Origin of the sequence: Ktedonosporobacter rubrisoli, from assembly GCF_004208415.1 — a bacterium.
In the GTDB taxonomy this organism is placed as follows: Bacteria; Chloroflexota; Ktedonobacteria; order Ktedonobacterales; family Ktedonobacteraceae; genus Ktedonosporobacter; species Ktedonosporobacter rubrisoli.
Map to the genome: position 1 here is coordinate 1 of NZ_CP035758.1, position 21,317 is coordinate 21,317.

The following is a 21,317-nucleotide window of genomic DNA, read 5'->3' on the forward strand; positions in this document are numbered from 1 at the left end:
TCTCTCTTGTCAGCCCCTCTGGCTCCTGCCTGTTGGTGTGGGCATGATCCTGATGCTCTTCATCGTCATCGCGGGATCAGTGGTGCTGGGATGGGTGCAGACGGCTTCAGACGATCTGCACTATGGCCGTCCTCGCACCTTCCAGATGGATGCCTTTGTGGGGCATGAAACCGGTAGCACCTCCAGCCACTTCATCGCGCTTAATTTGCAAGGAAAGATTGAGATCATTGAATTGCCTGGAGGTGATCCAACGCGAGCGAGAATGTATGTTGGGCCTAAAATCTATGGACCAGGAGCAGATCTGGTTCCAGTGACGTTGCGCTTCGTGGAAGGAGCCCAGCCTCATCATCCGGAGATGCTTATTCTCTTCCAGAACACGCAAGTGGTCTTTCGCAATGCCAATGGCACCTTTGCGCCTGCAACTCATACGTAGTGGGCGTGTCCTGCCAAAACCTCGTCATCCGGTGGCGTGCAGGGCTGCTGGCAGGGTAGCCTCTATGTGGAGAACGTCGCCGTCAAAACCCATCAGGAAGAAGGCTTGATTTTGGGGGAAAATCGGGTATAGTTGATTCTGTTAGCTACAAGAGAACCATTGAATGGTTCTCTTGTTTTTTGTGTTCAAAAGTTTCGTTTTCTCCATTTCTCTCGCCCTCATATGATACCTTCACCCCGTGTCATTGGGGGAACGACAAATTATGTTCCCTCAATTAAGGAACCTCTATCAATTATTGGTACATCAGTCATTGTTCCCCACACATCTACAATTCAGAGTAACAATGGCAATTGTTACTCTATCTGATCGAGAAACGAGGGAGAATATAGTCTTATAGGAGGGCACATCAGGCTGTAAATCGACAAAATAGATGAGGGTAAAATTGGCGGGATAAGTGAGTGGTAAAAAAGAAGGGAAGAAGCAGAGAGTGAGAAATGAGGAGAAGATGGAAGGAGCCAGGGAAAGCCCTCAAGAAGCTGTTCAAAGAAGCATCAGGGAAGGTGTGAAATAGGGGCAAAAAGCAGCGGAGAGGAATGGTGAAAAGGAGTCGTCACAGGTGGTGAAAACGGAGGAGGAGAGGGAGAGAGAGACATAGAGGGTATGGGGAAAGCGCGTGTGGAGCGTGCCGATAGGGATCTATCAAAGACTGTGCAAAAAAGAGCCTCAAAGAAAAGAAAGAAAAGGATAGCCCCATTTTTTTGCGAAATAGATGAGGGGAAATCTGGAGGAGAACATGAAGTGGCTGGGTAAAAAGAGGTGATATATGGGGAAAGATGTAAATAAGATAGGTCTATCTGGTGAGAGAGGGAGACAAGAGCAGGAAAAGGAGAGGTCTCGGCATCTCTAAGAGAAGCTGGAGACCTCACTTTTATGGAAAATTGATGGAAAAGGGAGAGAATATACTGGCTCATGGGGTGAGAGGGAGGAGGAAACAACAGGGAGGGAGTATGAAGCAAGAGAGAAGAGTGCCGAGCCTCACGGAGTTGACGGAAGAGCAACGGACAGAGGCATATAGGCGCTATGAAGTGGTGAAAGAGTGTGTGGAAGAAGGAGTGCCGCAAACGGAGGTGGCGCGGGAATATGGAGTGCCGCTCTCGACATTGCAGCGCTGGGTGCATCAGTATCGGGAAGATGGGCTGTGTGGATTGGCCCGGCAACCGCGTGCGGATCGAGGGACGCGGCGCAATCTCTCGGAAGAGGTGGTGAAAGTGATCGAGGGATTGGCCTTACGCAAACCGCGCAGATCGATGGCAACGATCCATCGGCAGGTGAGTGCGATTGCGCTCACGCAGGATGGGAAGAACCCAGCTATGCGCAGGTGTATCGAATCGTGAAAGCGTTGTCACCAGCGTTGGTGACGTTGGCGCAGGAGGGGGCCGGGAGCTATCGAGAGGAATATGAGCTGTTGTATCGGCGAGAAGCGGGAAGGGCCAACGAGATCTGGCAAGCGGATCATTGTCTGTTACCAATTTGGGTCAAAGATGGGCAGGGCAAGAGCGCTCGACCGTGGTTGACGGTGATCGAGGATGATAAGAGCCGAGCCATAGCTGGCTATCGGTTCTCGTGGTCAGCCCCCAGTGCGATCCAAACGGCACTAACACTCCGGCAGGCGATCTGGCGCAAAGAAGATCCACAGTGGCAGGTGTGTGGTATCCCCGAGGTGTTCTATACCGATCATGGGAGTGATTTTACGAGCGTGCATTTGGAGCAGGTGGGAGCGGATCTCAAGATGCAGTTGGTGTTTTCGCAGGTGGGAAGGCCGCGAGGGCGAGGCAAGATTGAGCGATTTTTTCAGAGTGTGGAACAACTCTTTTTAGAAAGACAGCCCGGCTATGCGCCATCGGAAGCGTGGCCGAAGTCTGTGGGGCAGGGAGCCGGGAAGGAGAGAGCAGGGGTGCTGACGCTCTGGGAGTTGGAGCAGTGCTTTCGGGAGTGGTTGCTCTCGGACTATCACCGTCGGGTGCAAAAAGGGCACAGCAGGGGACCGCAGGAGCGCTGGGAAGAAGGGGATTGTTGCCGAGGATGCCGGAGTCGTTGGAACAGTTAGATCTGTTGTTGGTGCAGGTGGCAAGGAAGCGGCGGGTGCAACAGAGCGGGATTGCTTTTGAAGGATATACGTATCTGGATCCCACCCTCTCGGCCTATGTGGGGGAGGAGGTCATGATCCGGTATGATCCGATAGATCTCGCAGAGATCAGAGTGTTTTTTCAAAATCGGTTTGTCTGCCGGGCGATCTGTCCAGAATTGTCGGGACAAACAGTGAGTTTGAAGGAAATTGTGGCAGCCCGGCAGGCAAGGAGAAGGGATCTGAGAGGAGAACTAGCAGAGCGAAAAGCGTTAGTGAAGCACTATGTGAAACGCGAAGCCGAAACCAGCCGCAGGGCTACGGCAGAGCAAGCAGTGGGGGAGAAAGCGGCAGCAGTGAAGCTGGAAGTTCGCCAGCCAAGATGCAGGAGCAAGAGGCCCCTGTGTCAACGAAAACGCGTCTGAAGAGGTATAGGAATGAGTAAGGCGAAGACGAAGGAGCTCATGGGGCCGGTTGCGAGAGAAGGAGTGGTGGTCTGGGAAGGGCTGGGTGAGGAGCAAGAGGAAGAAGAGGTGCATCGTCGGCTGTGGAAGCGGTTTGTGCAGACGAAAGAGTATGGGAGATTTGTAGAGTTCTGTGAGGAGTGCCGAGCCTCGCGCTATATCGGGGTGTGCTATGGAGCAGCAGGAGTAGGAAAAACCGAGTCGGCGAAGGAATATGCACGCTGGGATGAAATTGAGCCATTGTTGTCCTGGCATGGGTGGTGCAGCCCCGGTTGTCGCCAGAGAATCCCAGGCCGACAGTCGCGCTCTATACGCCCACGGCGACGGTGACGGCCAGGCAAATAGAGAAAGACATTGCGCTGCTGCGCTGGAGTCTGCGGGTGATTGGAGAGGCGGCCCGCGCCGTGCCCCAAGAGGTGGAGACGGTGGAAGGGATGGTGCGTCCGGGGCAGGTAGACCTGTTAGTGGTGGATGAGGCAGATCGACTCAAACCACAAGCCGTGGAGGTGCTGCGAGATGTGTATGATCGAAGTCCCACGGGGCTAGTGTTGATCGGGATGCCTGGGCTGGAGAAACGTTTGGCCCGCTATCCGCAACTGTATTCGCGGGTGGGTTTTGTCCATCAATATCGGACGTTGGGAAAAGAAGAACAGCAGGAGCTTGTTGAACAACAGGTGCGCTCTTTGGCGGAGGAAGAGGTGAGGGGAGGAAGATCGAGAAGGAGGCAGTGGCGCAGATTATTCGTATGACGGGCGGGAATTTTCGGCAGATGGAACGGTTGCTCTTGCAAATGAAACGGATCATCGAGATTAATCCAGAGGTCGAACAGGTGAACCGAGAAGTGGTAGAAGCAGCGCGAGAGCAGTTAGTGTTTGGAAGAGGTGTCTAAACCGAGAGCAGGAGGAGGCTCTCTTCTGGTTTGCCTTTTCAAGACAGAGAAAGAAAGCATGTGTTTTTCTCTGTCTGAGCATTGTTCAGAGATGCGTTAATGATGGCCCAGGATGCGCTTGCGAGTAGTGCGTTGCTGGACTTCTGTCGCTTCTCTTTCATCGATTTCATCTTGTACATGGCGTGGTTGGAGGGATTGTTTCTCGATGTGTAAATATTCAACCTGATCTTTCTCGTGATTGAACACGGCGATCCATGTGTATGTGCGCCCTTGACGTTTCACCACCGCCGGGGTGATTTCCGAGGGTGATTTTATCCAATAAACTTGCATGAGCATTTCTCCTTTCACTCTGTTCTACAGAAGGTTCCAGTCATTTTCCTGGTATCGCTTTTGCGTTGCGCACTTCTTATAGTCTTTTGGGAGAGAGAAAATTGGGGATCTGGAACTCACCCACCGATCCATGCGTGGTTTTCGTGCCCGCTCTCCCTGTGAACGGCTCGGATGACGCGCACATGAGCAATGTCCAAAGGAGTCTAGTATATTTACGAGAGGATGTGAGGTAAAGCCTTGACATGTACCAAAGAATTATAGTACAATGATAAGTAATGACGACGGAACAAGAAAGAGGAGGTGTGCTCTATGGGAGAAATGACACGCTGGCAACACGAGTGCTTGTTTGCAGCGGGCGGATTGCTGGATCGGTTGCGCCCCTTAGGGGTGACTGAGGAACGGGAGATTGAGCGTCTCTGTCAAGAGGAAATCGCGGCCTGGCGTGCGCGTCCGACGATGGTCGTCGAAAGTTCCCTCCAGGAGCCGCTGCGGCATGCCCGCAATGCCATTCGGGAGCATCTTCCTCTCACTGGTGCTAATCGGTGGAAGAATCCGAAGACGAAGAAGTACGAGCACATTGCGCTCAAGTATCTCAACTTTTCATTGGAGGAGTGGCAGCGCATCAATACCGATAGCGAGGAGCGCTTTGCCCAAAGAATACGCTCGCAGCAACGCATTGACGATCCCGATGCGGTTGTGTGTCTCTCCGAAGACCTCTTGCGCAGGCCTGAGTGGTATAACTTGGCACTCGGGGTGACCATCAACACCGGGCGTCGGAGCACCGAAGTGCTCAAAACGGGGTCTTCTCTCCCAAGACCGCCTATACACTCTGGTTTAAGGGGCAATTAAAGACGAAGGAATATGATTTAGAGGCGTATGAGATCCCCACGCTGGTGCCCGCGGATCTGGTGCTTGCGGCTATTGCTCGCTTGCGGCAGCTCCTGGATTGCTCTCAGATGAGCAATGATGCGGTCAGTCAGCGCTTTGGCCCGGTGATGCGTCAAATGGCGGATCAGCACTTACGTGACCTGATCCCCAAGAAAGATGAGGGCAAAACCTGTATACGCATCTGTCCCGTTCCATTTATGGGCGCTTGTGTGTGCTCTATCACTGCCCCCCTGCCGTGTTCGATTTACAGTATATGGCGCATATTCTCGGCCACTATTGGTATTTTCGTGAGCAGGACGAGAAGAAACGGGCGAATCTGGATAGCACCTTGCATTATATGGACTATGTGATTGGTGATGGCCATGGCAACTTGGACGGTCGTCGTGGCATTTGGCTGGGTACGAAACCGGGCGTTGAGGTGCTTGATGCCTTTCGAAAGGAGTGGGAGGAGATGACACAGCCACCCGTGATACGAACAGGTCATTCTGGAAAGAAGAAAGAGCCAATGGAGAGCAGCATCCGGTGAGACCCAAGAAGCGTTCCATCCTCAATTGTTTGCCCCAACAGAAGACCCTGTTTGATGCCGAGATGGAGCGGCGAAGCCTGGCCCATCAGCATGAATTGGTTGGCGCGCTCTTGAATGAAGCGGCCTGGTATCGGCAGATGGATGCGGAACTTTCCCCTCTTTCCGAAGCGCTGCAAGCGTCTACCCCATTGGGGACTCTGAGATCCCTCATTGCAGTGTATCAGGGGGAGAAGCAAGACGTGGCAGTCAGCACCCATCTCCAGCAACGCTGGGGGTGTCGCTTGACCAGATCGATGCGCTCTTTGAGAAGGCCGTCGAGGATGGCTATAAGGAGCCTCTCAAATACTTTGAGGGCACCCTAGAAAAACGGGAGAGCTATAAAGCAGGGCGCAGAAGCGGGCCCAAAAATACCAGCAAACGGATTTTACCCTGCTTCCCTATTCCCAACTGGAACATATTCGGATGCCTGAAGCGGCGCAGGAGCGGGTTCGTCGCATTGTCCTGACCATCATGCGGCACAATGAACGGGCCAACCCCGTGATCGTTGGTATATCAATGCTGGACTCATCTACCAACTCAAAACGATCCGCCATGAGCTGATCAATGCCTATCTCAAGGAACATGAAGAAGAGATCAAAAACCATCATCGCCAGTTGGGTATTGAACCCCGGTATAATCGCAAAATGGAATCGATTCGGGAAATGATCACCATTCCTGAGGAACCTCTCCCTTAAATGGGTCTCTCCATGCTCTTCCTAAAGAAGTAACATCTCTTGCCTTTTGGTTGTGCTGTCGTCATACAAAAATTGTACAATAGAATTGTTGGTATGTAAAATTATTTGGTATAGATTATGATTATACAAAAGAATATCAGGTACAATATGTTACGGAGTATACCTGTACCTGATATTCTTTTGTATAATCATTTAAGGGATGGGAAACCTCAACTTGTTGTACTTTAGAAATTGATGTACAGATTTATGGAGAGAGAACAACCTATTTGCCCCGATTTCTCGTACCATAGATAACATAGTACGCAAAATATCTATACAACACAACCTAATGTAAAGAAAACGAACTCCAATACTTGTAATGATGACCGGTCTATTTTCTTCGTCACGTGTATCTATTGTGTACACAATAGATACACGTGACGAAGAAAATAGACCGGTCATCATTACAAGTATTGGAGTTCGTTTTCTTTACATTAGGTTGTGTTGTATAGATATTTTGCGTACTATGTTATCTATGGTACGAGAAATCGGGGCAAATAGGTTGTTCTCTCTCCATAAATCTGTACATCAATTTCTAAAGTACAACAAGTTGAGGTTTCCCATCCCTTAAATGATTATACAAAAGAATATCAGGTACAGGTATACTCCGTAACATATTGTACCTGATATTCTTTTGTATAATCATAATCTATACCAAATAATTTTACATACCAACAATTCTATTGTACAATTTTTGTATGACGACAGCACAACCAAAAGGCAAGAGATGTTACTTCTTTAGGAAGAGCATGGAGAGACCCATTTAAGGGAGAGGTTCCTCAGGAATGGTGATCATTTCCCGAATCGATTCCATTTTGCGATTATACCGGGGTTCAATACCCAACTGGCGATGATGGTTTTTGATCTCTTCTTCATGTTCCTTGAGATAGGCATTGATCAGCTCATGGCGGATCGTTTTGAGTTGGTAGATGAGTCCAGCATTGATATACCAACGATCACGGGGTTGGGCCCGTTCATTGTGCCGCATGATGGTCAGGACAATGCGACGAACCCGCTCCTGCGCCGCTTCAGGCATCCGAATATGTTCCAGTTGGGAATAGGGAAGCAGGGTAAAATCCGTTTGCTGGTATTTTTGGGCCCGCTTCTGCGCCCCTGCTTTATAGCTCTCCCGTTTTTCTAGGGTGCCCTCAAAGTATTTGAGAGGCTCCTTATAGCCATCCTCGACGGCCTTCTCAAAGAGCGCATCGATCTGGTCAAGCGACACCCCCCAGCGTTGCTGGAGATGGGTGCTGACTGCCACGTCTTGCTTCTCCCCCTGATACACTGCAATGAGGGATCTCAGAGTCCCCAATGGGGTAGACGCTTGCAGCGCTTCGGAAAGAGGGGAAAGTTCCGCATCCATCTGCCGATACCAGGCCGCTTCATTCAAGAGCGCGCCAACCAATTCATGCTGATGGGCCAGGCTTCGCCGCTCCATCTCGGCATCAAACAGGGTCTTCTGTTGGGGCAAACAATTGAGGATGGAACGCTTCTTGGGTCTCACCGGATGCTGCTCTCCCATTGGCTCTTTCTTCTTTCCAGAATGACCTGTTCGTATCACGGGTGGCTGTGTCATCTCCTCCCACTCCTTTCGAAAGGCATCAAGCACCTCAACGCCCGGTTTCGTACCCAGCCAAATGCCACGACGACCGTCCAAGTTGCCATGGCCATCACCAATCACATAGTCCATATAATGCAAGGTGCTATCCAGATTCGCCCGTTTCTTCTCGTCCTGCTCACGAAAATACCAATAGTGGCCGAGAATATGCGCCATATACTGTAAATCGAACACGGCAGGGGGGCAGTGATAGAGCACACACAAGCGCCCATAAATGGAACGGGACAGATGCGTATACAGGTTTTGCCCCTCATCTTTCTTGGGGATCAGGTCACGTAAGTGCTGATCCGCCATTTGACGCATCACCGGGCCAAAGCGCTGACTGACCGCATCATTGCTCATCTGAGAGCAATCCAGGAGCTGCCGCAAGCGAGCAATAGCCGCAAGCACCAGATCCGCGGGCACCAGCGTGGGGATCTCATACGCCTCTAAATCATATTCCTTCGTCTTTAATTGCCCCTTAAACCAGAGTGTATAGGCGGTCTTGGGAGAGAAGACCCCCGTTTTGAGCACTTCGGTGCTCCGACGCCCGGTGTTGATGGTCACCCCGAGTGCCAAGTTATACCACTCAGGCCTGCGCAAGAGGTCTTCGGAGAGACACACAACCGCATCGGGATCGTCAATGCGTTGCTGCGAGCGTATTCTTTGGGCAAAGCGCTCCTCGCTATCGGTATTGATGCGCTGCCACTCCTCCAATGAAAAGTTGAGATACTTGAGCGCAATGTGCTCGTACTTCTTCGTCTTCGGATTCTTCCACCGATTAGCACCAGTGAGAGGAAGATGCTCCCGAATGGCATTGCGGGCATGCCGCAGCGGCTCCTGGAGGGAACTTTCGACGACCATCGTCGGACGCGCACGCCAGGCCGCGATTTCCTCTTGACAGAGACGCTCAATCTCCCGTTCCTCAGTCACCCCTAAGGGGCGCAACCGATCCAGCAATCCGCCCGCTGCAAACAAGCACTCGTGTTGCCAGCGTGTCATTTCTCCCATAGAGCACACCTCCTCTTTCTTGTTCCGTCGTCATTACTTATCATTGTACTATAATTCTTTGGTACATGTCAAGGCTTTACCTCACATCCTCTCGTAAATATACTAGACTCCTTTGGACATTGCTCATGTGCGCGTCATCCGAGCCGTTCACAGGGAGAGCGGGCACGAAAACCACGCATGGATCGGTGGGTGAGTTCCAGATCCCCAATTTTCTCTCTCCCAAAAGACTATAAGAAGTGCGCAACGCAAAAGCGATACCAGGAAAATGACTGGAACCTTCTGTAGAACAGAGTGAAAGGAGAAATGCTCATGCAAGTTTATTGGATAAAATCACCCTCGGAAATCACCCCGGCGGTGGTGAAACGTCAAGGGCGCACATACACATGGATCGCCGTGTTCAATCACGAGAAAGATCAGGTTGAATATTTACACATCGAGAAACAATCCCTCCAACCACGCCATGTACAAGATGAAATCGATGAAAGAGAAGCGACAGAAGTCCAGCAACGCACTACTCGCAAGCGCATCCTGGGCCATCATTAACGCATCTCTGAACAATGCTCAGACAGAGAAAAACACATGCTTTCTTTCTCTGTCTTGAAAAGGCAAACCAGAAGAGAGCCTCCTCCTGCTCTCGGTTTAGACACCTCTTCCAAACACTAACTGCTCTCGCGCTGCTTCTACCACTTCTCGGTTCACCTGTTCGACCTCTGGATTAATCTCGATGATCCGTTTCATTTGCAAGAGCAACCGTTCCATCTGCCGAAAATTCCCGCCCGTCATACGAATAATCTGCGCCACTGCCTCCTTCTCGATCTTCCTCCCCTCACCTCTTCCTCCGCCAAAAGAGCGCACCTGTTGTTCAACAAGCTCCTGCTGTTCTTCTTTTCCCAACGTCCGATATTGATGGACAAAACCCACCCGCGAATACAGTTGCGGATAGCGGGCCAAACGTTTCTCCAGCCCAGGCATCCCGATCAACACTAGCCCCGTGGGACTTCGATCATACACATCTCGCAGCACCTCCACGGCTTGTGGTTTGAGTCGATCTGCCTCATCCACCACTAACAGGTCTACCTGCCCCGGACGCACCATCCCTTCCACCGTCTCCACCTCTTGGGGCACGGCGCGGGCCGCCTCTCCAATCACCCGCAGACTCCAGCGCAGCAGCGCAATGTCTTTCTCTATTTGCCTGGCCGTCACCGTCGCCGTGGGCGTATAGAGCGCGACTGTCGGCCTGGGATTCTCTGGCGACAACCGGGGCTGCACCACCCCATGCCAGGACAACAATGGCTCAATTTCATCCCAGCGTGCATATTCCTTCGCCGACTCGGTTTTTCCTACTCCTGCTGCTCCATAGCACACCCCGATATAGCGCGAGGCTCGGCACTCCTCACAGAACTCTACAAATCTCCCATACTCTTTCGTCTGCACAAACCGCTTCCACAGCCGACGATGCACCTCTTCTTCCTCTTGCTCCTCACCCAGCCCTTCCCAGACCACCACTCCTTCTCTCGCAACCGGCCCCATGAGCTCCTTCGTCTTCGCCTTACTCATTCCTATACCTCTTCAGACGCGTTTTCGTTGACACAGGGGCCTCTTGCTCCTGCATCTTGGCTGGCGAACTTCCAGCTTCACTGCTGCCGCTTTCTCCCCCCACTGCTTGCTCTGCCGTAGCCCTGCGGCTGGTTTCGGCTTCGCGTTTCACATAGTGCTTCACTAACGCTTTTCGCTCTGCTAGTTCTCCTCTCAGATCCCTTCTCCTTGCCTGCCGGGCTGCCACAATTTCCTTCAAACTCACTGTTTGTCCCGACAATTCTGGACAGATCGCCCGGCAGACAAACCGATTTTGAAAAAACACTCTGATCTCTGCGAGATCTATCGGATCATACCGGATCATGACCTCCTCCCCCACATAGGCCGAGAGGGTGGGATCCAGATACGTATATCCTTCAAAAGCAATCCCGCTCTGTTGCACCCGCCGCTTCCTTGCCACCTGCACCAACAACAGATCTAACTGTTCCAACGACTCCGGCATCCTCGGCAACAATCCCCCTTCTTCCCAGCGCTCCTGCGGTCCCCTGCTGTGCCCTTTTTGCACCCGACGGTGATAGTCCGAGAGCAACCACTCCCGAAAGCACTGCTCCAACTCCCAGAGCGTCAGCACCCCTGCTCTCTCCTTCCCGGCTCCCTGCCCCACAGACTTCGGCCACGCTTCCGATGGCGCATAGCCGGGCTGTCTTTCTAAAAAGAGTTGTTCCACACTCTGAAAAAATCGCTCAATCTTGCCTCGCCCTCGCGGCCTTCCCACCTGCGAAAACACCAACTGCATCTTGAGATCCGCTCCCACCTGCTCCAAATGCACGCTCGTAAAATCACTCCCATGATCGGTATAGAACACCTCGGGGATACCACACACCTGCCACTGTGGATCTTCTTTGCGCCAGATCGCCTGCCGGAGTGTTAGTGCCGTTTGGATCGCACTGGGGGCTGACCACGAGAACCGATAGCCAGCTATGGCTCGGCTCTTATCATCCTCGATCACCGTCAACCACGGTCGAGCGCTCTTGCCCTGCCCATCTTTGACCCAAATTGGTAACAGACAATGATCCGCTTGCCAGATCTCGTTGGCCCTTCCCGCTTCTCGCCGATACAACAGCTCATATTCCTCTCGATAGCTCCCGGCCCCCTCCTGCGCCAACGTCACCAACGCTGGTGACAACGCTTTCACGATTCGATACACCTGCGCATAGCTGGGTTCTTCCCATCCCTGCGTGAGCGCAATCGCACTCACCTGCCGATGGATCGTTGCCATCGATCTGCGCGGTTTGCGTAAGGCCAATCCCTCGATCACTTTCACCACCTCTTCCGAGAGATTGCGCCGCGTCCCTCGATCCGCACGCGGTTGCCGGGCCAATCCACACAGCCCATCTTCCCGATACTGATGCACCCAGCGCTGCAATGTCGAGAGCGGCACTCCATATTCCCGCGCCACCTCCGTTTGCGGCACTCCTTCTTCCACACACTCTTTCACCACTTCATAGCGCCTATATGCCTCTGTCCGTTGCTCTTCCGTCAACTCCGTGAGGCTCGGCACTCTTCTCTCTTGCTTCATACTCCCTCCCTGTTGTTTCCTCCTCCCTCTCACCCCATGAGCCAGTATATTCCTCTCCCTTTTCCATCAATTTTCCATAAAAAGTGAGGTCTCCAGCTTCTCTTAGAGATGCCGAGACCTCTCCTTTTCCTGCTCTTGTCTCCCTCTCTCACCAGATAGACCTATCTTATTTACATCTTTCCCCATATATCACCTCTTTTACCCAGCCACTTCATGTTCTCCTCCAGATTTCCCCTCATCTATTTCGCAAAAAAATGGGGCTATCCTTTTCTTTCTTTTCTTTGAGGCTCTTTTTTGCACAGTCTTTGATAGATCCCTATCGGCACGCTCCACACGCGCTTTCCCCATACCCTCTATGTCTCTCTCTCCCTCTCCTCCTCCGTTTTCACCACCTGTGACGACTCCTTTTCACCATTCCTCTCCGCTGCTTTTTGCCCCTATTTCACACCTTCCCTGATGCTTCTTTGAACAGCTTCTTTGAGGGCTTTCCCCTGGCTCCTTCCATCTTCTCCTCCATTTCTCACTCTCTGCTTCTTCCCTTCTTTTTTACCACTCACTTATCCCGCCAATTTTACCCTCATCTATTTTGTCGATTTACAGCCTGATGTGCCCTCCTATAAAGACTATATTCTCCCTCGTTTCTCGATCAGATAGAGTAACAATTGCCATTGTTACTCTGAATTGTAGATGTGTGGGGGAACAATGACTGATGTACCAATAATTGATAGAGGTTCCTTAATTGAGGGAACATAATTTGTCGTTCCCCCAATGACACGGGGTGAAGGTATCATATGAGGGCGAGAGAAATGGAGAAAACGAAACTTTTGAACACAAAAACAAGAGAACCATTCAATGGTTCTCTTGTAGCTAACAGAATCAACTATACCCGATTTTCCCCCAAAATCAAGCCTTCTTCCTGATGGGTTTTGACGGCGACGTTCTCCACATAGAGGCTACCCTGCCAGCAGCCCTGCACGCCACCGGATGACGAGGTTTTGGCAGGACACGCCCACTACGTATGAGTTGCAGGCGCAAAGGTGCCATTGGCATTGCGAAAGACCACTTGCGTGTTCTGGAAGAGAATAAGCATCTCCGGATGATGAGGCTGGGCTCCTTCCACGAAGCGCAACGTCACTGGAACCAGATCTGCTCCTGGTCCATAGATTTTAGGCCCAACATACATTCTCGCTCGCGTTGGATCACCTCCAGGCAATTCAATGATCTCAATCTTTCCTTGCAAATTAAGCGCGATGAAGTGGCTGGAGGTGCTACCGGTTTCATGCCCCACAAAGGCATCCATCTGGAAGGTGCGAGGACGGCCATAGTGCAGATCGTCTGAAGCCGTCTGCACCCATCCCAGCACCACTGATCCCGCGATGACGATGAAGAGCATCAGGATCATGCCCACACCAACAGGCAGGAGCCAGAGGGGCTGACAAGAGAGAGGACACTGCCTTCGCTCTGGCAGCTTGGAGGTTGGCTGGGTGCGTGAGGCACGAGGAATGCGCGGTGGCTCTTCGGTGGCAACATCCGGGTCAACTGGACGATACCGAACAGCACTTTTTGGGGCCAGGGCTGGCATGATCTTCCTCCTCTTGAAGCCTATGAGATGCAGACAACACACGAAGCGTGACCAGAGAGAACCGTGCTGAACCTCAAGGCGGATGAAAGCCCGCCTGCCGTATGCGGACACGGCTTCATTCGCGTCCATTGAAGCGCCATGAGGATAAAGGCTTTTCCACCTGGAAAGGGAGGAAGGGTCCCGTAAAGGCAAACCATACGACTTCTCCTCTCGTTTGTGTGCGAATGAACGATAATCCAGTGATGAAATAGGCACGAGATGAGAGCGAGAAGTCTCTTGATAAGAACAAGTGTACCTGAAGAAGGGAGAGGGTGGCAATCCCTTTATCCACCAATTTCGCTCTAAAAATGGGGATAAAGGTGTGGAGAACTCACCTCGACGGTGGATCGACTGTGGACAACCCTCTGACCGCGCTCCTAAAGCGGGGCAAGAGAGAGGAGGAGCATGAAGCCTTTGAGCACAAAAAAAGAGAACCAATCAATGGCTCTCTTGTAACTAACACAATCAAGTATACACTATTTCCTGCCAAAAATCAAGCCCTCGCATTCCCTCAGGTAAAATGTTACTGAACAAGGTACACTTCCCTCAAATAAGAATGTTACCGAGGGGAGCAAGAGCATGCCGACAGAAGATGAGATGACCGTGACAGAACGCCGCAAATACCTCAAGAAAATGAAGCCGCTGTACGCGAAGGCGGAGAGAAGCGAACAAAGTCGCATGCTCACCGAGATGGAACAGGTCACCGGTTTGCATCGAAAAAGCCTGCTCAGGCTGTTGCATGCTCCCACACGCGAACGCAAGAAGCGCGTAAAAGGCCGAGGGCGCACCTATGGCCTGGCGGTCGAACAAGCCATGGAAGCCTGCTTCCGTCAGATCTTGAACCGCTTGCCTTTCGCGGTCAAAGAATTGCCCCTGATAATGGCTCAGAATTCTTCAATTCCCATCTCGTGCGTTTCTGGGGCGAGGCCATCACTGGTCTCAAACTGAGCCGGAGCCGTCCCTCCCAGAAAAATGATACCCGCTTTGTTGAACAGAAGAATCAGACGCTGGTTCGACAGTATTTTGGAGCCATTCATTTGGAAACGCCTGATACCAAATTGCGTTCTGAGGATCAAATATGAGAGAATGAGAGAGCAGGTGATGACAGAGATTTCAGGAGGAACGCATGGCAAGGATCACGCGAGCTGCTTCTCACCTTTCTGAGGAAGAAATCAAAACGCGCTTGAAACTGGACCCGCGTCCGTGGTGCCGACAACGCTGGCTCATTATCTATACTGCCTTGGTTGATCCACGAGAAGCAGCCGATATTGCCAAACACACTGGGACCAGTGTTGCTATGGTTCACCAAGTCATTTCCGCCTACAATCGGCTGGGGATCGATGCGGTGGAGACGCCAGGGAAAGGAGGTCGGCGCCACCAGTACGTGAGCCTTGAAGAAGAGCAAGCGTTTTTAGCTCCCTTTTTTAGCCGAGCCGAGCGTGGAGAAATCGCTACTGCTGGCGAAATCAAGCGTGCTTTTGAAGCACACATTGGACATGAGGTTCACAAAAGCACGATCTCTCGCTTACTGAGTCGTCATGGATGGCGCAAGCCCATGCCTCGTCCTCTCCATCCGCAAAGCAGTCGAATGGACTGTATGACAAAATATGGGTATCTTCCAATTTCTTTCAGTCTGTGATGCATTTGCAGGAGGAGATCTGCCAGCAGGAGAAAGTGCTTCGCCATTGGGATCAGGCACAAACGCCCTATCAGCGCTTGAGGGCCACAGCTACGCTCGATCACGAACAACTGCCTTGTTTGCAAGCACTCTCTGAGCGAACGAATCCTCTGACCCTGCGCAAGGAGATGTATCGGCTGCTGACCTACCTATGGGAGCTTCCTCAGGCTGCGACCAGGATCGCTTAAATTGTTCTGCTTGTTTTTGAGAAAGAAAGCTGTCGGTCTTGGTACCATTCTCATTTGAGGAAGCTGTTCTCTCTCGGTAACATTTTTATTTGACTTGACACGACCTCCAGCCTGCAGATGCCACCTGCAAGCTGTCCAGGATCTAATCAATTTTTACTTCGTGCCATAACCCAATAAGGCTTGACCGGGTAGCTCTACACCATCCGATACCTCAAATTGCCGCAGGGCTTGCTTAATATCAGCTTCTAGCTGCACTCGATCAGTCTCGTTCATCTGTTGTAAGACAGTGGCAACAACACCCTTATACGAGGCATACACTTCATCTACAGAGGCAAAGCAATTAAGCAAAGGAATAGTTTGCGCTCCAACATCCCGGAAGCCTGCTGCTCTGAGAACGCCTTCAAATTTGCCAGGTGCGGCGAGGGAAAAGGGGCCGGACTCGCCAGCCCAGGGCAATACCGACATATCTACATACTTTTTCAGGATAACAAAGGGTATACCAAAGATCGGATTGCTTTCTGGCGTTGACCAGACAATAGCCGCAAGGTGCCCGGCTGGTTTGAGTACGCGGTATATCTCCGACAACGCTTGCGATAGATGGGGTATAAGCATAAGGCCATAGCGACAAATCACGGCATCAAACACACTATCGTCCAGTTCAAGCCGCTCAGCATTCATAACCCGTGTCGTCAAATTTGTTACACCCTCTTCTCGCGCTATTTCTGCCGCTACTTTAAGCATCTCGTTGGCGAGGTCGATTGCCTGCACTGTCCTGGCCCAACCAGGCGAGCAGCCTGCAAGGCCTGGTCGCCAACGCCCGCCGCAACATCCAGCACGTGACTCCCAGGGCCAATATGCGCTGCCTCTAACATGCGTTGCGTTGCAACTCCCAGCACCTGTTGTCGACGCTCACGCTCCCCACGCCATCTTTTAACCGTCTCAGGCTTGTTCCAATCAAAAGCATTAGAAGGAACGTCATTTTGCTCTGCTGACATGTTGTCTTCTCCTCATTATCTTAACACGTAAGCTACATCTTCTCGGGCTCAAAAGTGGTTCCGCGAGATTAAAGCGTGAAAATCGCCTTCACTAGTGCATTCCCACGAAAGGTAAGTGATAATGTGGTACAATAAAAGGCATGAAAGCCCCCATTTCATCCGACCTTTAACAGAAGACGAACGCCGCCAAGTGCAAGCGGGATTACGCTCGTCCGATGCATTTGTGCTCCGTCGCTGCCAAATACTGCTGGCCTCCGCTCGCAGCGAACGAGCTGGAACTATCGCCCAACAGTTGGGATGCCACAAACAGACGGTGCTCACGGTTCTCCACTGCTTCAATGCCAGCGGGCTTGCCGTGCTCGAAGAAGGTTCCTCGCGTCCCCATCGCTTGCGCACGACTTTTTCCCAGGAAGCGTTAGAAGGACTGCAAGACCTGCTGCACCGCAGCCCCAGCGACTTCGACAAACCGACGAGCCTGTGGACGCTCGAATTGGCGGCACAGGTCAGTTTCGAGCAAGGCTTCACGCCCAGGCTGATCTCCGACGAGAGCGTACGCCGCGCTCTCAAGCGGCTGAGGACCAATTGGAAACGGGCCAAACATTGGATCACCAGCCCCAATCCGCACTCCCTGTTAAAAAAAACGCACGAGATCGATTGATCGCCTACGCCAGTACGCAGCCAGGTTGGGCAACTGGCTTTCTCGATGAAGTTTGGTGGAGCCGCTTTGCTCGACCACGCCTGCATGCCTGGCAAAGCGAGAAGACGCCTGTGCGCTTGGTTGAGCAATCCTGGGAAAAGGGCGATCCCGATCCCAAAGCCCTGGCGTGCTATGGCGTCTTGTGGCAAAAGGGCAATCCCGACCGCTCGCAGATCTGGTTGCGCTTCGTCACTGGTCGCCCGGTAAGTGCCATCAGCATCCAGTTTCTGCAAGAGTGTTGTGAGCGATTGGCTGCTCAAGGCAAGCGGAACTGGCTTATGATTTGGGATAACGCCTCCTGGCATGTGAGCAAAACGGTTCGGAGTTGGCTTCGGGAGCACAATCAGCAGGTCAAGCAGGCTGAGAAGGGCGTTCGCATCTTGCCTTTCTTCTTGCCCACTCAAAGCCCCTGGCTTAACCCTATTGAGCCGAAGTGGGTCCATGCCAAAAAGGCGATTGTAGAACCTGATAGCCTGCTTTCGGCCAAGCAGTTGGCTCAGCGGATTTGTGCTCATTTTGGTTGCTCCTATGAACCACATCTGGCTCTCGTCGAAAAGGTCTCGTGACTATGCACTAGGCAATCAGATCGCTCAATTTACAGTCGCTACAAACTTGTATCTGATCAATAACGGCGCCAAAAGACTCCACATTATTGCGTTGCCGGGTTATCCACTTTATCGTCATTTACTGCGTTAAGTATATCCTGCCGCAATAGGCAAAGGAGGCGCTCAGCCATTACAGTAGGTTCCGGCTCCCTATGTTCAAACCACCAGGAAATTGCTTGCACAAGCATCCCTACAATAAGATGCGCTTGCAGCTCACAATCTTCATCGTTCGCTTGCATATCAATCGTCATCTCCCGCAACATTGGGACGAAAAGTTCTGTCAATTTTGCTTGTATACTGTGCATGAGCGCATGGGCAAAACTACTTTCAGCACAGCCTAGCATAAAGAGGTCGAGGCGTTGATAGGCACCTGTCAGAACAGTTCGTACAGCGAGTGAAAAAGCTGGCCCAGGAGGTTGATCTGCAGTTATTGTTTGTAGATGGGTATATGCTCCCTCAAGCTCCTCTCCGATCAAAGCGATAAAGAGCTCGTCTTTATCACGAAAGTGCAGATAGAAAGTTCCAGTTGCTATGTCAGCAAGTTGCACAATCTCGCTAATCGTTGCCTCTCGATTGCCCTTCGTTGTCAATATCTGACGTGCTGCTGCAAGGAGAGCAGAGCGCACCCGCGCTCGACGGCGGGCAACTCTCCCCTGTTCCGTAAAATGTTGTGCGTCTTTCTGGCTCATATAAGCATAGTAGCACAAAAATTGACAAAATTCAATTGTGAATACCTTCAATTTTAAACAGAGCAGGCTACGAAACCCCATGTATCTGTTCCTTAGCGGAATGATGTTCGATAAGAACCCAAAAGCTTTCTATGAAAGAGGGTTGCAGGGATAGTCTTGCTCTGCTCTTTCTCTAGATTTCTCAATCCATCAAATGGCACTATCCTACGCTCTACAGTTTATCGTCCAACCAGGCTGGCTCCTAGCCGACTCTGCTTACTCACACGCTTTACAGCAAGGATTTTCCACGCGCTGATGGCCTGCTTGATAATGTCAGACGAAGCTCTCTGCCTTGCTATTCTACTGATCTTCTATCTGACTTAGAGAAGGTACATTTCGTATATAAGGGTTAAGAGTGGCTGCTATTGCCAGGAAAACCTGACCAATAACACATACTAGCAACACAATCTCTACCTGACAACTTTGTAATAAAACTCCACTAAGAACTTGACCCAGCGGAGCACATCCTAATGCCAGCAGGCGTGCAATGCTATTTACGCGGCTTTGCAATCTGTCAGGGGTAAGCGCTAAGCGATAGCTCATATGCATAACATTATAGACTGGAGCAACAAAAATTAATTAATCCTGTAGCTAGCATTAGCATCATTGGCTGAGACAAGATGAGCGGTAAAAGCCAACCCAGGGCAACAAGCCATAGGCTAGCAATGATTAGTTGGCTGAACTTGTAACGCTGCTGCAACCAGCTGGCAGCAGCAGCGCCTGCAATACTTCCTATGCCACCTCCACTAAAAATAAGGCCGATAACAGCATTAGAGGCATGCCGCTGTTGAGCTAATATAATCAACAATAGCATGTATCCAGATCCAAAAAAAACATTACAGCCTGTGAATACAGCCATATACCGTAATAGTGGCTGTTTCCAGAGATGTAGTATTCCCTCAACAATCTCACTTCCCAGATGGCTTGTATATAGTTGTTGGCGCTCCTGCTGAAAATTGGCCCGAATAAAGAACAGAGAGCAGCAGGAAAGCACATATGAGCCTGTATCTAGTAGAAAAGGCGCTATATGGCTATAAGAAAATAAGGCCCCTCCTAGTATTGGCCCAATTAATTGCGCTATCCCGAAAGTAACTTGCATACGCCCCATTGCTTCCGGCAGATGCTCACGCGCAACAACCTGCGGCACACTTGCAATTTCGGCCATTTCAAAGAAGGCCTCTAAGACACTGATAAGCCCGCCAACTATGTAAAGCTGTACAATCGTTATATGGTTGATTATTACAGCAATGGGAATGCTCAAAAGACACAGCGCACGCCCTATATCACAATAAAGCATAGCTTGCTTACGTGGCCACCTGTCCAACCATGCCCCTGCTGGCAGTAACAGCGCTACGTATGCCACTGAGCTTACAGCCGCCAATAAGCCTGCCTGAATGGGTGAGTGCGTGATAAACAGTACCAACAACGGGAATGCTATGCGTGAGGCGCTACTTCCAATATTTGAAATTGTTTGTCCACCCCAGAGCAAGAGGTAATCGCGATTTTTCCACAATGAAACTTTTTCACTAGCTGCACTCATATATTTTCTCCTATTTTATTAATCAATAGCGGCGTTTATTGAGTTTCGCTAATGTAGCATAAAAACCGGAAAAGCACACCAGCCAATCGATCGATGTGCTCTACTAGACAATTATGCTATAATTATACTGTAGGACAATGAGAAGCTTTAAGGGTGATATATCATTATTTCCACAAATAATATATTCTCGCACAGAATAATACTATGACTCATCCCGAATTTTCGGGAAGCCCTTTTAGCCCGAGACAGCCAACAACTGTCGCAAGACCTCATTGGGAGGGAAATACAGCCGTTCAAGGGCGGGATGATTTTCCTCCCAGAGACGGCTTCGATGGCATTTGAGATGCAAAGCAGCCTGAACAAGGTCTCTGTAGACAGGATCAAGAAGATGAAGAAGAAAGGCATAGACCAGTGTCACGATCCCAAGGAGTTTGAGGCGATTTTCAAAGCTCCAGATCCGGGGACTCTCCAGGGCCAATTCGCTTTTCTCATAGCGAAATGAAGTTTCTATCTGCCAACAACTGCGATAAAGAAAAATGATCTCACATGCTTGTTCTTCTGTTGCAATACGTTCATTAGCGATCAGATACCATATCTTCTTTCGTACGCGAACTTTGATCAGATACACCTGATAGGCATAGCTCGGACGCCACACCGGTGCCCACCAAATATCGCAAGAAAGCTTGATAGCCTTCTGCGGATCAAAAAGTAGCTTGTGCCCAAGATAGCGTTTCCCTTGTACGATCTGCCACAATTTCTTCTGTACTCCCTTGACATCGCGAAAATATGCCCTTTCCTCTAATGAATCACGAATTTCACCCGCAGCGCTTGCAGAAGCTGAAGCCACGGACCAGAAGCATACCCCCAATCAAACACGTGAAAGGGGAGATTCCCCCATTTCCTCACACACGTCCTCAGCAACGTTTCTTCCTTTTCTCTTAGCTTTGTGGCACAAGCCCCTTGTGTGGTCCACCAATGCATCAAGGCGACTTTGATCGTTCCTTCCATCCCTGCAATCAATGCTCCAGTCCACTGCATTCCTGACATCATCACCGGTCGTGCCGTTGGCATAGTGAAAACAAGTCCTTTTCTTGTTCGATTGAGACGTTTTGCT

At 51.0% G+C, this 21,317-nt stretch carries 26 protein-coding genes and 2 pseudogenes; 17 read left to right on the plus strand and 11 right to left on the minus strand.

Features of this window, described 5'->3' with window-relative positions; translation table 11 throughout:
• Positions 1-43: 43 nt before the first annotated feature.
• The 7 genes from EPA93_RS00005 to EPA93_RS48135 all read left to right on the plus strand — a co-directional run bounded on the left by EPA93_RS00005 (position 44) and on the right by EPA93_RS48135 (position 3,911).
• Positions 44-433: a hypothetical protein gene (locus EPA93_RS00005; RefSeq protein ID WP_129894387.1), complete on the plus strand. Its 390-nt coding sequence runs from the start codon at positions 44-46 to the stop codon at positions 431-433.
• Positions 434-1,440: 1,007 nt separating this feature from the next.
• The gene (locus EPA93_RS00010) at positions 1,441-1,827 is read left to right on the plus strand and encodes a helix-turn-helix domain-containing protein (RefSeq protein WP_165422755.1); all 387 of its coding nucleotides are present in this window, start codon (positions 1,441-1,443) and stop codon (positions 1,825-1,827) included.
• Positions 1,824-2,540 (plus strand): integrase catalytic domain-containing protein, encoded by a 717-nt coding sequence (locus EPA93_RS00015; RefSeq protein WP_165422756.1) that lies wholly within the window; start codon positions 1,824-1,826, stop codon positions 2,538-2,540. The genes EPA93_RS00010 and EPA93_RS00015 overlap by 4 nt, the downstream gene beginning before the upstream one ends.
• Positions 2,528-2,983: a Mu transposase C-terminal domain-containing protein gene (locus EPA93_RS00020; protein WP_165422757.1), complete on the plus strand. Its 456-nt coding sequence runs from the start codon at positions 2,528-2,530 to the stop codon at positions 2,981-2,983. Before EPA93_RS00015 ends, EPA93_RS00020 begins: the two co-directional genes overlap by 13 nt.
• 12 nt (positions 2,984-2,995) lie before the next feature.
• Positions 2,996-3,352, plus strand: coding sequence for a TniB family NTP-binding protein (locus EPA93_RS48935; RefSeq protein ID WP_207229393.1), 357 nt, complete (start codon positions 2,996-2,998; stop codon positions 3,350-3,352).
• Positions 3,295-3,771: an AAA family ATPase gene (locus tag EPA93_RS00030; RefSeq protein WP_129885066.1), complete on the plus strand. Its 477-nt coding sequence runs from the start codon at positions 3,295-3,297 to the stop codon at positions 3,769-3,771. The genes EPA93_RS48935 and EPA93_RS00030 overlap by 58 nt, the downstream gene beginning before the upstream one ends.
• Positions 3,750-3,911 (plus strand): hypothetical protein, encoded by a 162-nt coding sequence (locus EPA93_RS48135; RefSeq protein ID WP_165422758.1) that lies wholly within the window; start codon positions 3,750-3,752, stop codon positions 3,909-3,911. Before EPA93_RS00030 ends, EPA93_RS48135 begins: the two co-directional genes overlap by 22 nt.
• A gap of 96 nt (positions 3,912-4,007) precedes the next feature.
• On the opposite strand, the gene EPA93_RS00035 is transcribed toward EPA93_RS48135, so the two are convergent.
• A complete protein-coding gene (locus tag EPA93_RS00035; RefSeq protein ID WP_129885067.1) occupies positions 4,008-4,241 on the minus strand; it encodes a hypothetical protein in 234 nt (77 codons plus the stop codon).
• Positions 4,242-4,550: 309 nt separating this feature from the next.
• Here EPA93_RS00035 and EPA93_RS00040 point away from each other — a divergent pair, with 309 nt between their 5' ends.
• The 4 genes and pseudogenes from EPA93_RS00040 to EPA93_RS00050 all read left to right on the plus strand — a co-directional run bounded on the left by EPA93_RS00040 (position 4,551) and on the right by EPA93_RS00050 (position 6,017).
• On the plus strand, positions 4,551-5,090 hold the full coding sequence (locus EPA93_RS00040; RefSeq protein WP_129885068.1) for a protelomerase family protein: 540 nt from the start codon (positions 4,551-4,553) through the stop codon (positions 5,088-5,090).
• A 2-nt stretch (positions 5,091-5,092) separates the two neighbouring features.
• Positions 5,093-5,227, plus strand: a pseudogene (locus EPA93_RS50770) (hypothetical protein); the annotation flags it as partial.
• 113 nt (positions 5,228-5,340) lie between these two features.
• Positions 5,341-5,655: a hypothetical protein gene (locus EPA93_RS49460; protein ID WP_242527293.1), complete on the plus strand. Its 315-nt coding sequence runs from the start codon at positions 5,341-5,343 to the stop codon at positions 5,653-5,655.
• A complete protein-coding gene (locus EPA93_RS00050) occupies positions 5,652-6,017 on the plus strand; it encodes a hypothetical protein (RefSeq protein WP_129885069.1) in 366 nt (121 codons plus the stop codon). The genes EPA93_RS49460 and EPA93_RS00050 overlap by 4 nt, the downstream gene beginning before the upstream one ends.
• A gap of 1,174 nt (positions 6,018-7,191) precedes the next feature.
• Here the strand turns inward: EPA93_RS00050 and EPA93_RS00055 are convergent.
• Positions 7,192-9,036: a protelomerase family protein gene (locus EPA93_RS00055; RefSeq protein WP_129885070.1), complete on the minus strand. Its 1,845-nt coding sequence runs from the start codon at positions 9,034-9,036 to the stop codon at positions 7,192-7,194.
• A gap of 309 nt (positions 9,037-9,345) precedes the next feature.
• Between EPA93_RS00055 and EPA93_RS00060 the strand changes: the two genes are divergently transcribed.
• On the plus strand, positions 9,346-9,579 hold the full coding sequence (locus EPA93_RS00060) for a hypothetical protein (protein ID WP_129885067.1): 234 nt from the start codon (positions 9,346-9,348) through the stop codon (positions 9,577-9,579).
• Between the two features lie 96 nt (positions 9,580-9,675).
• Here the strand turns inward: EPA93_RS00060 and EPA93_RS00065 are convergent, their stop codons facing one another.
• The 3 genes from EPA93_RS00065 to EPA93_RS00075 form a co-directional block, all read right to left on the minus strand.
• Positions 9,676-10,593 carry an AAA family ATPase gene (locus EPA93_RS00065; protein ID WP_129885071.1) on the minus strand — a complete coding sequence of 306 codons (918 nt, stop codon included), beginning with the start codon at positions 10,591-10,593 and terminating at the stop codon, positions 9,676-9,678.
• The gene (locus EPA93_RS00070) at positions 10,586-12,151 is read right to left on the minus strand and encodes a Mu transposase C-terminal domain-containing protein (RefSeq protein ID WP_129885072.1); all 1,566 of its coding nucleotides are present in this window, start codon (positions 12,149-12,151) and stop codon (positions 10,586-10,588) included. The genes EPA93_RS00065 and EPA93_RS00070 overlap by 8 nt, the downstream gene beginning before the upstream one ends.
• Before the next feature lie 1,012 nt (positions 12,152-13,163).
• Entirely contained in the window at positions 13,164-13,733 is a 570-nt protein-coding gene (locus EPA93_RS00075; protein ID WP_129885073.1) for a hypothetical protein, read from the minus strand.
• A 618-nt stretch (positions 13,734-14,351) separates the two neighbouring features.
• On the opposite strand from EPA93_RS00075, the gene EPA93_RS00080 reads away from it, so the two are divergent.
• The 3 genes from EPA93_RS00080 to EPA93_RS00090 all read left to right on the plus strand — a co-directional run bounded on the left by EPA93_RS00080 (position 14,352) and on the right by EPA93_RS00090 (position 15,638).
• A complete protein-coding gene (locus EPA93_RS00080) occupies positions 14,352-14,720 on the plus strand; it encodes a hypothetical protein (protein ID WP_129885074.1) in 369 nt (122 codons plus the stop codon).
• A 178-nt stretch (positions 14,721-14,898) separates the two neighbouring features.
• Positions 14,899-15,411 carry a helix-turn-helix domain-containing protein gene (locus tag EPA93_RS00085; protein WP_129885075.1) on the plus strand — a complete coding sequence of 171 codons (513 nt, stop codon included), beginning with the start codon at positions 14,899-14,901 and terminating at the stop codon, positions 15,409-15,411.
• 35 nt (positions 15,412-15,446) lie between these two features.
• On the plus strand, positions 15,447-15,638 hold the full coding sequence (locus EPA93_RS00090) for a hypothetical protein (RefSeq protein ID WP_129885076.1): 192 nt from the start codon (positions 15,447-15,449) through the stop codon (positions 15,636-15,638).
• Between the two features lie 153 nt (positions 15,639-15,791).
• Here EPA93_RS00090 and EPA93_RS00095 read toward each other — a convergent pair.
• Together EPA93_RS00095 and EPA93_RS00100 are read right to left on the minus strand one after the other, a co-directional pair.
• A pseudogene (locus tag EPA93_RS00095) lies at positions 15,792-16,412 on the minus strand (class I SAM-dependent methyltransferase); the annotation flags it as partial.
• A complete protein-coding gene (locus EPA93_RS00100) occupies positions 16,367-16,633 on the minus strand; it encodes a hypothetical protein (protein ID WP_129885078.1) in 267 nt (88 codons plus the stop codon). The gene EPA93_RS00100 and the pseudogene EPA93_RS00095, both read right to left, overlap by 46 nt.
• A gap of 190 nt (positions 16,634-16,823) precedes the next feature.
• On the opposite strand from EPA93_RS00100, the gene EPA93_RS00105 reads away from it, so the two are divergent.
• Both EPA93_RS00105 and EPA93_RS00110 read left to right on the plus strand, forming a co-directional pair.
• Positions 16,824-17,291, plus strand: a complete 468-nt coding sequence (locus EPA93_RS00105; RefSeq protein WP_242527294.1) for a helix-turn-helix domain-containing protein — start codon at positions 16,824-16,826, stop codon at positions 17,289-17,291.
• Positions 17,288-17,896, plus strand: a complete 609-nt coding sequence (locus tag EPA93_RS00110; RefSeq protein ID WP_129885079.1) for a transposase — start codon at positions 17,288-17,290, stop codon at positions 17,894-17,896. The genes EPA93_RS00105 and EPA93_RS00110 overlap by 4 nt, the downstream gene beginning before the upstream one ends.
• 83 nt (positions 17,897-17,979) lie before the next feature.
• Here the strand turns inward: EPA93_RS00110 and EPA93_RS00115 are convergent, their stop codons facing one another.
• The 4 genes from EPA93_RS00115 to EPA93_RS00130 all read right to left on the minus strand — a co-directional run bounded on the left by EPA93_RS00115 (position 17,980) and on the right by EPA93_RS00130 (position 21,274).
• The gene (locus EPA93_RS00115; protein ID WP_129885080.1) at positions 17,980-18,705 is read right to left on the minus strand and encodes a TetR/AcrR family transcriptional regulator; all 726 of its coding nucleotides are present in this window, start codon (positions 18,703-18,705) and stop codon (positions 17,980-17,982) included.
• A gap of 511 nt (positions 18,706-19,216) precedes the next feature.
• Positions 19,217-20,203 carry an MFS transporter gene (locus EPA93_RS00120; RefSeq protein ID WP_129885081.1) on the minus strand — a complete coding sequence of 329 codons (987 nt, stop codon included), beginning with the start codon at positions 20,201-20,203 and terminating at the stop codon, positions 19,217-19,219.
• Between the two features lie 235 nt (positions 20,204-20,438).
• Complete coding sequence (locus tag EPA93_RS00125) at positions 20,439-20,957, minus strand: hypothetical protein (protein WP_129885082.1); 519 nt, start codon at positions 20,955-20,957, stop codon at positions 20,439-20,441.
• Between the two features lie 44 nt (positions 20,958-21,001).
• Positions 21,002-21,274, minus strand: coding sequence for a hypothetical protein (locus EPA93_RS00130; protein WP_129885083.1), 273 nt, complete (start codon positions 21,272-21,274; stop codon positions 21,002-21,004).
• Positions 21,275-21,317: the final 43 nt, after the last annotated feature.

What these genes read in the sequence shown, in the direction of transcription:
- EPA93_RS00005 (WP_129894387.1), top strand. Translation starts at nt 44, where the DNA reads ATGATCCTGATGCTCTTCATCGTCATCGCGGGATCAGTGGTGCTGGGA.
- EPA93_RS00010 (WP_165422755.1), top strand. Translation starts at nt 1,441, where the DNA reads ATGAAGCAAGAGAGAAGAGTGCCGAGCCTCACGGAGTTGACGGAAGAG.
- EPA93_RS48935 (WP_207229393.1), top strand. Translation starts at nt 2,996, where the DNA reads ATGAGTAAGGCGAAGACGAAGGAGCTCATGGGGCCGGTTGCGAGAGAA.
- EPA93_RS00035 (WP_129885067.1), bottom strand. Translation starts at nt 4,241, where the DNA reads ATGCAAGTTTATTGGATAAAATCACCCTCGGAAATCACCCCGGCGGTG.
- EPA93_RS00040 (WP_129885068.1), top strand. Translation starts at nt 4,551, where the DNA reads ATGGGAGAAATGACACGCTGGCAACACGAGTGCTTGTTTGCAGCGGGC.
- EPA93_RS00055 (WP_129885070.1), bottom strand. Translation starts at nt 9,036, where the DNA reads ATGGGAGAAATGACACGCTGGCAACACGAGTGCTTGTTTGCAGCGGGC.
- EPA93_RS00060 (WP_129885067.1), top strand. Translation starts at nt 9,346, where the DNA reads ATGCAAGTTTATTGGATAAAATCACCCTCGGAAATCACCCCGGCGGTG.
- EPA93_RS00065 (WP_129885071.1), bottom strand. Translation starts at nt 10,593, where the DNA reads ATGAGTAAGGCGAAGACGAAGGAGCTCATGGGGCCGGTTGCGAGAGAA.
- EPA93_RS00070 (WP_129885072.1), bottom strand. Translation starts at nt 12,151, where the DNA reads ATGAAGCAAGAGAGAAGAGTGCCGAGCCTCACGGAGTTGACGGAAGAG.
- EPA93_RS00075 (WP_129885073.1), bottom strand. Translation starts at nt 13,733, where the DNA reads ATGCCAGCCCTGGCCCCAAAAAGTGCTGTTCGGTATCGTCCAGTTGAC.
- EPA93_RS00080 (WP_129885074.1), top strand. Translation starts at nt 14,352, where the DNA reads ATGCCGACAGAAGATGAGATGACCGTGACAGAACGCCGCAAATACCTC.
- EPA93_RS00085 (WP_129885075.1), top strand. Translation starts at nt 14,899, where the DNA reads ATGGCAAGGATCACGCGAGCTGCTTCTCACCTTTCTGAGGAAGAAATC.
- EPA93_RS00100 (WP_129885078.1), bottom strand. Translation starts at nt 16,633, where the DNA reads ATGTCAGCAGAGCAAAATGACGTTCCTTCTAATGCTTTTGATTGGAAC.
- EPA93_RS00115 (WP_129885080.1), bottom strand. Translation starts at nt 18,705, where the DNA reads ATGGGGTTTCGTAGCCTGCTCTGTTTAAAATTGAAGGTATTCACAATT.
- EPA93_RS00120 (WP_129885081.1), bottom strand. Translation starts at nt 20,203, where the DNA reads ATGAGTGCAGCTAGTGAAAAAGTTTCATTGTGGAAAAATCGCGATTAC.
- EPA93_RS00130 (WP_129885083.1), bottom strand. Translation starts at nt 21,274, where the DNA reads ATGCCAACGGCACGACCGGTGATGATGTCAGGAATGCAGTGGACTGGA.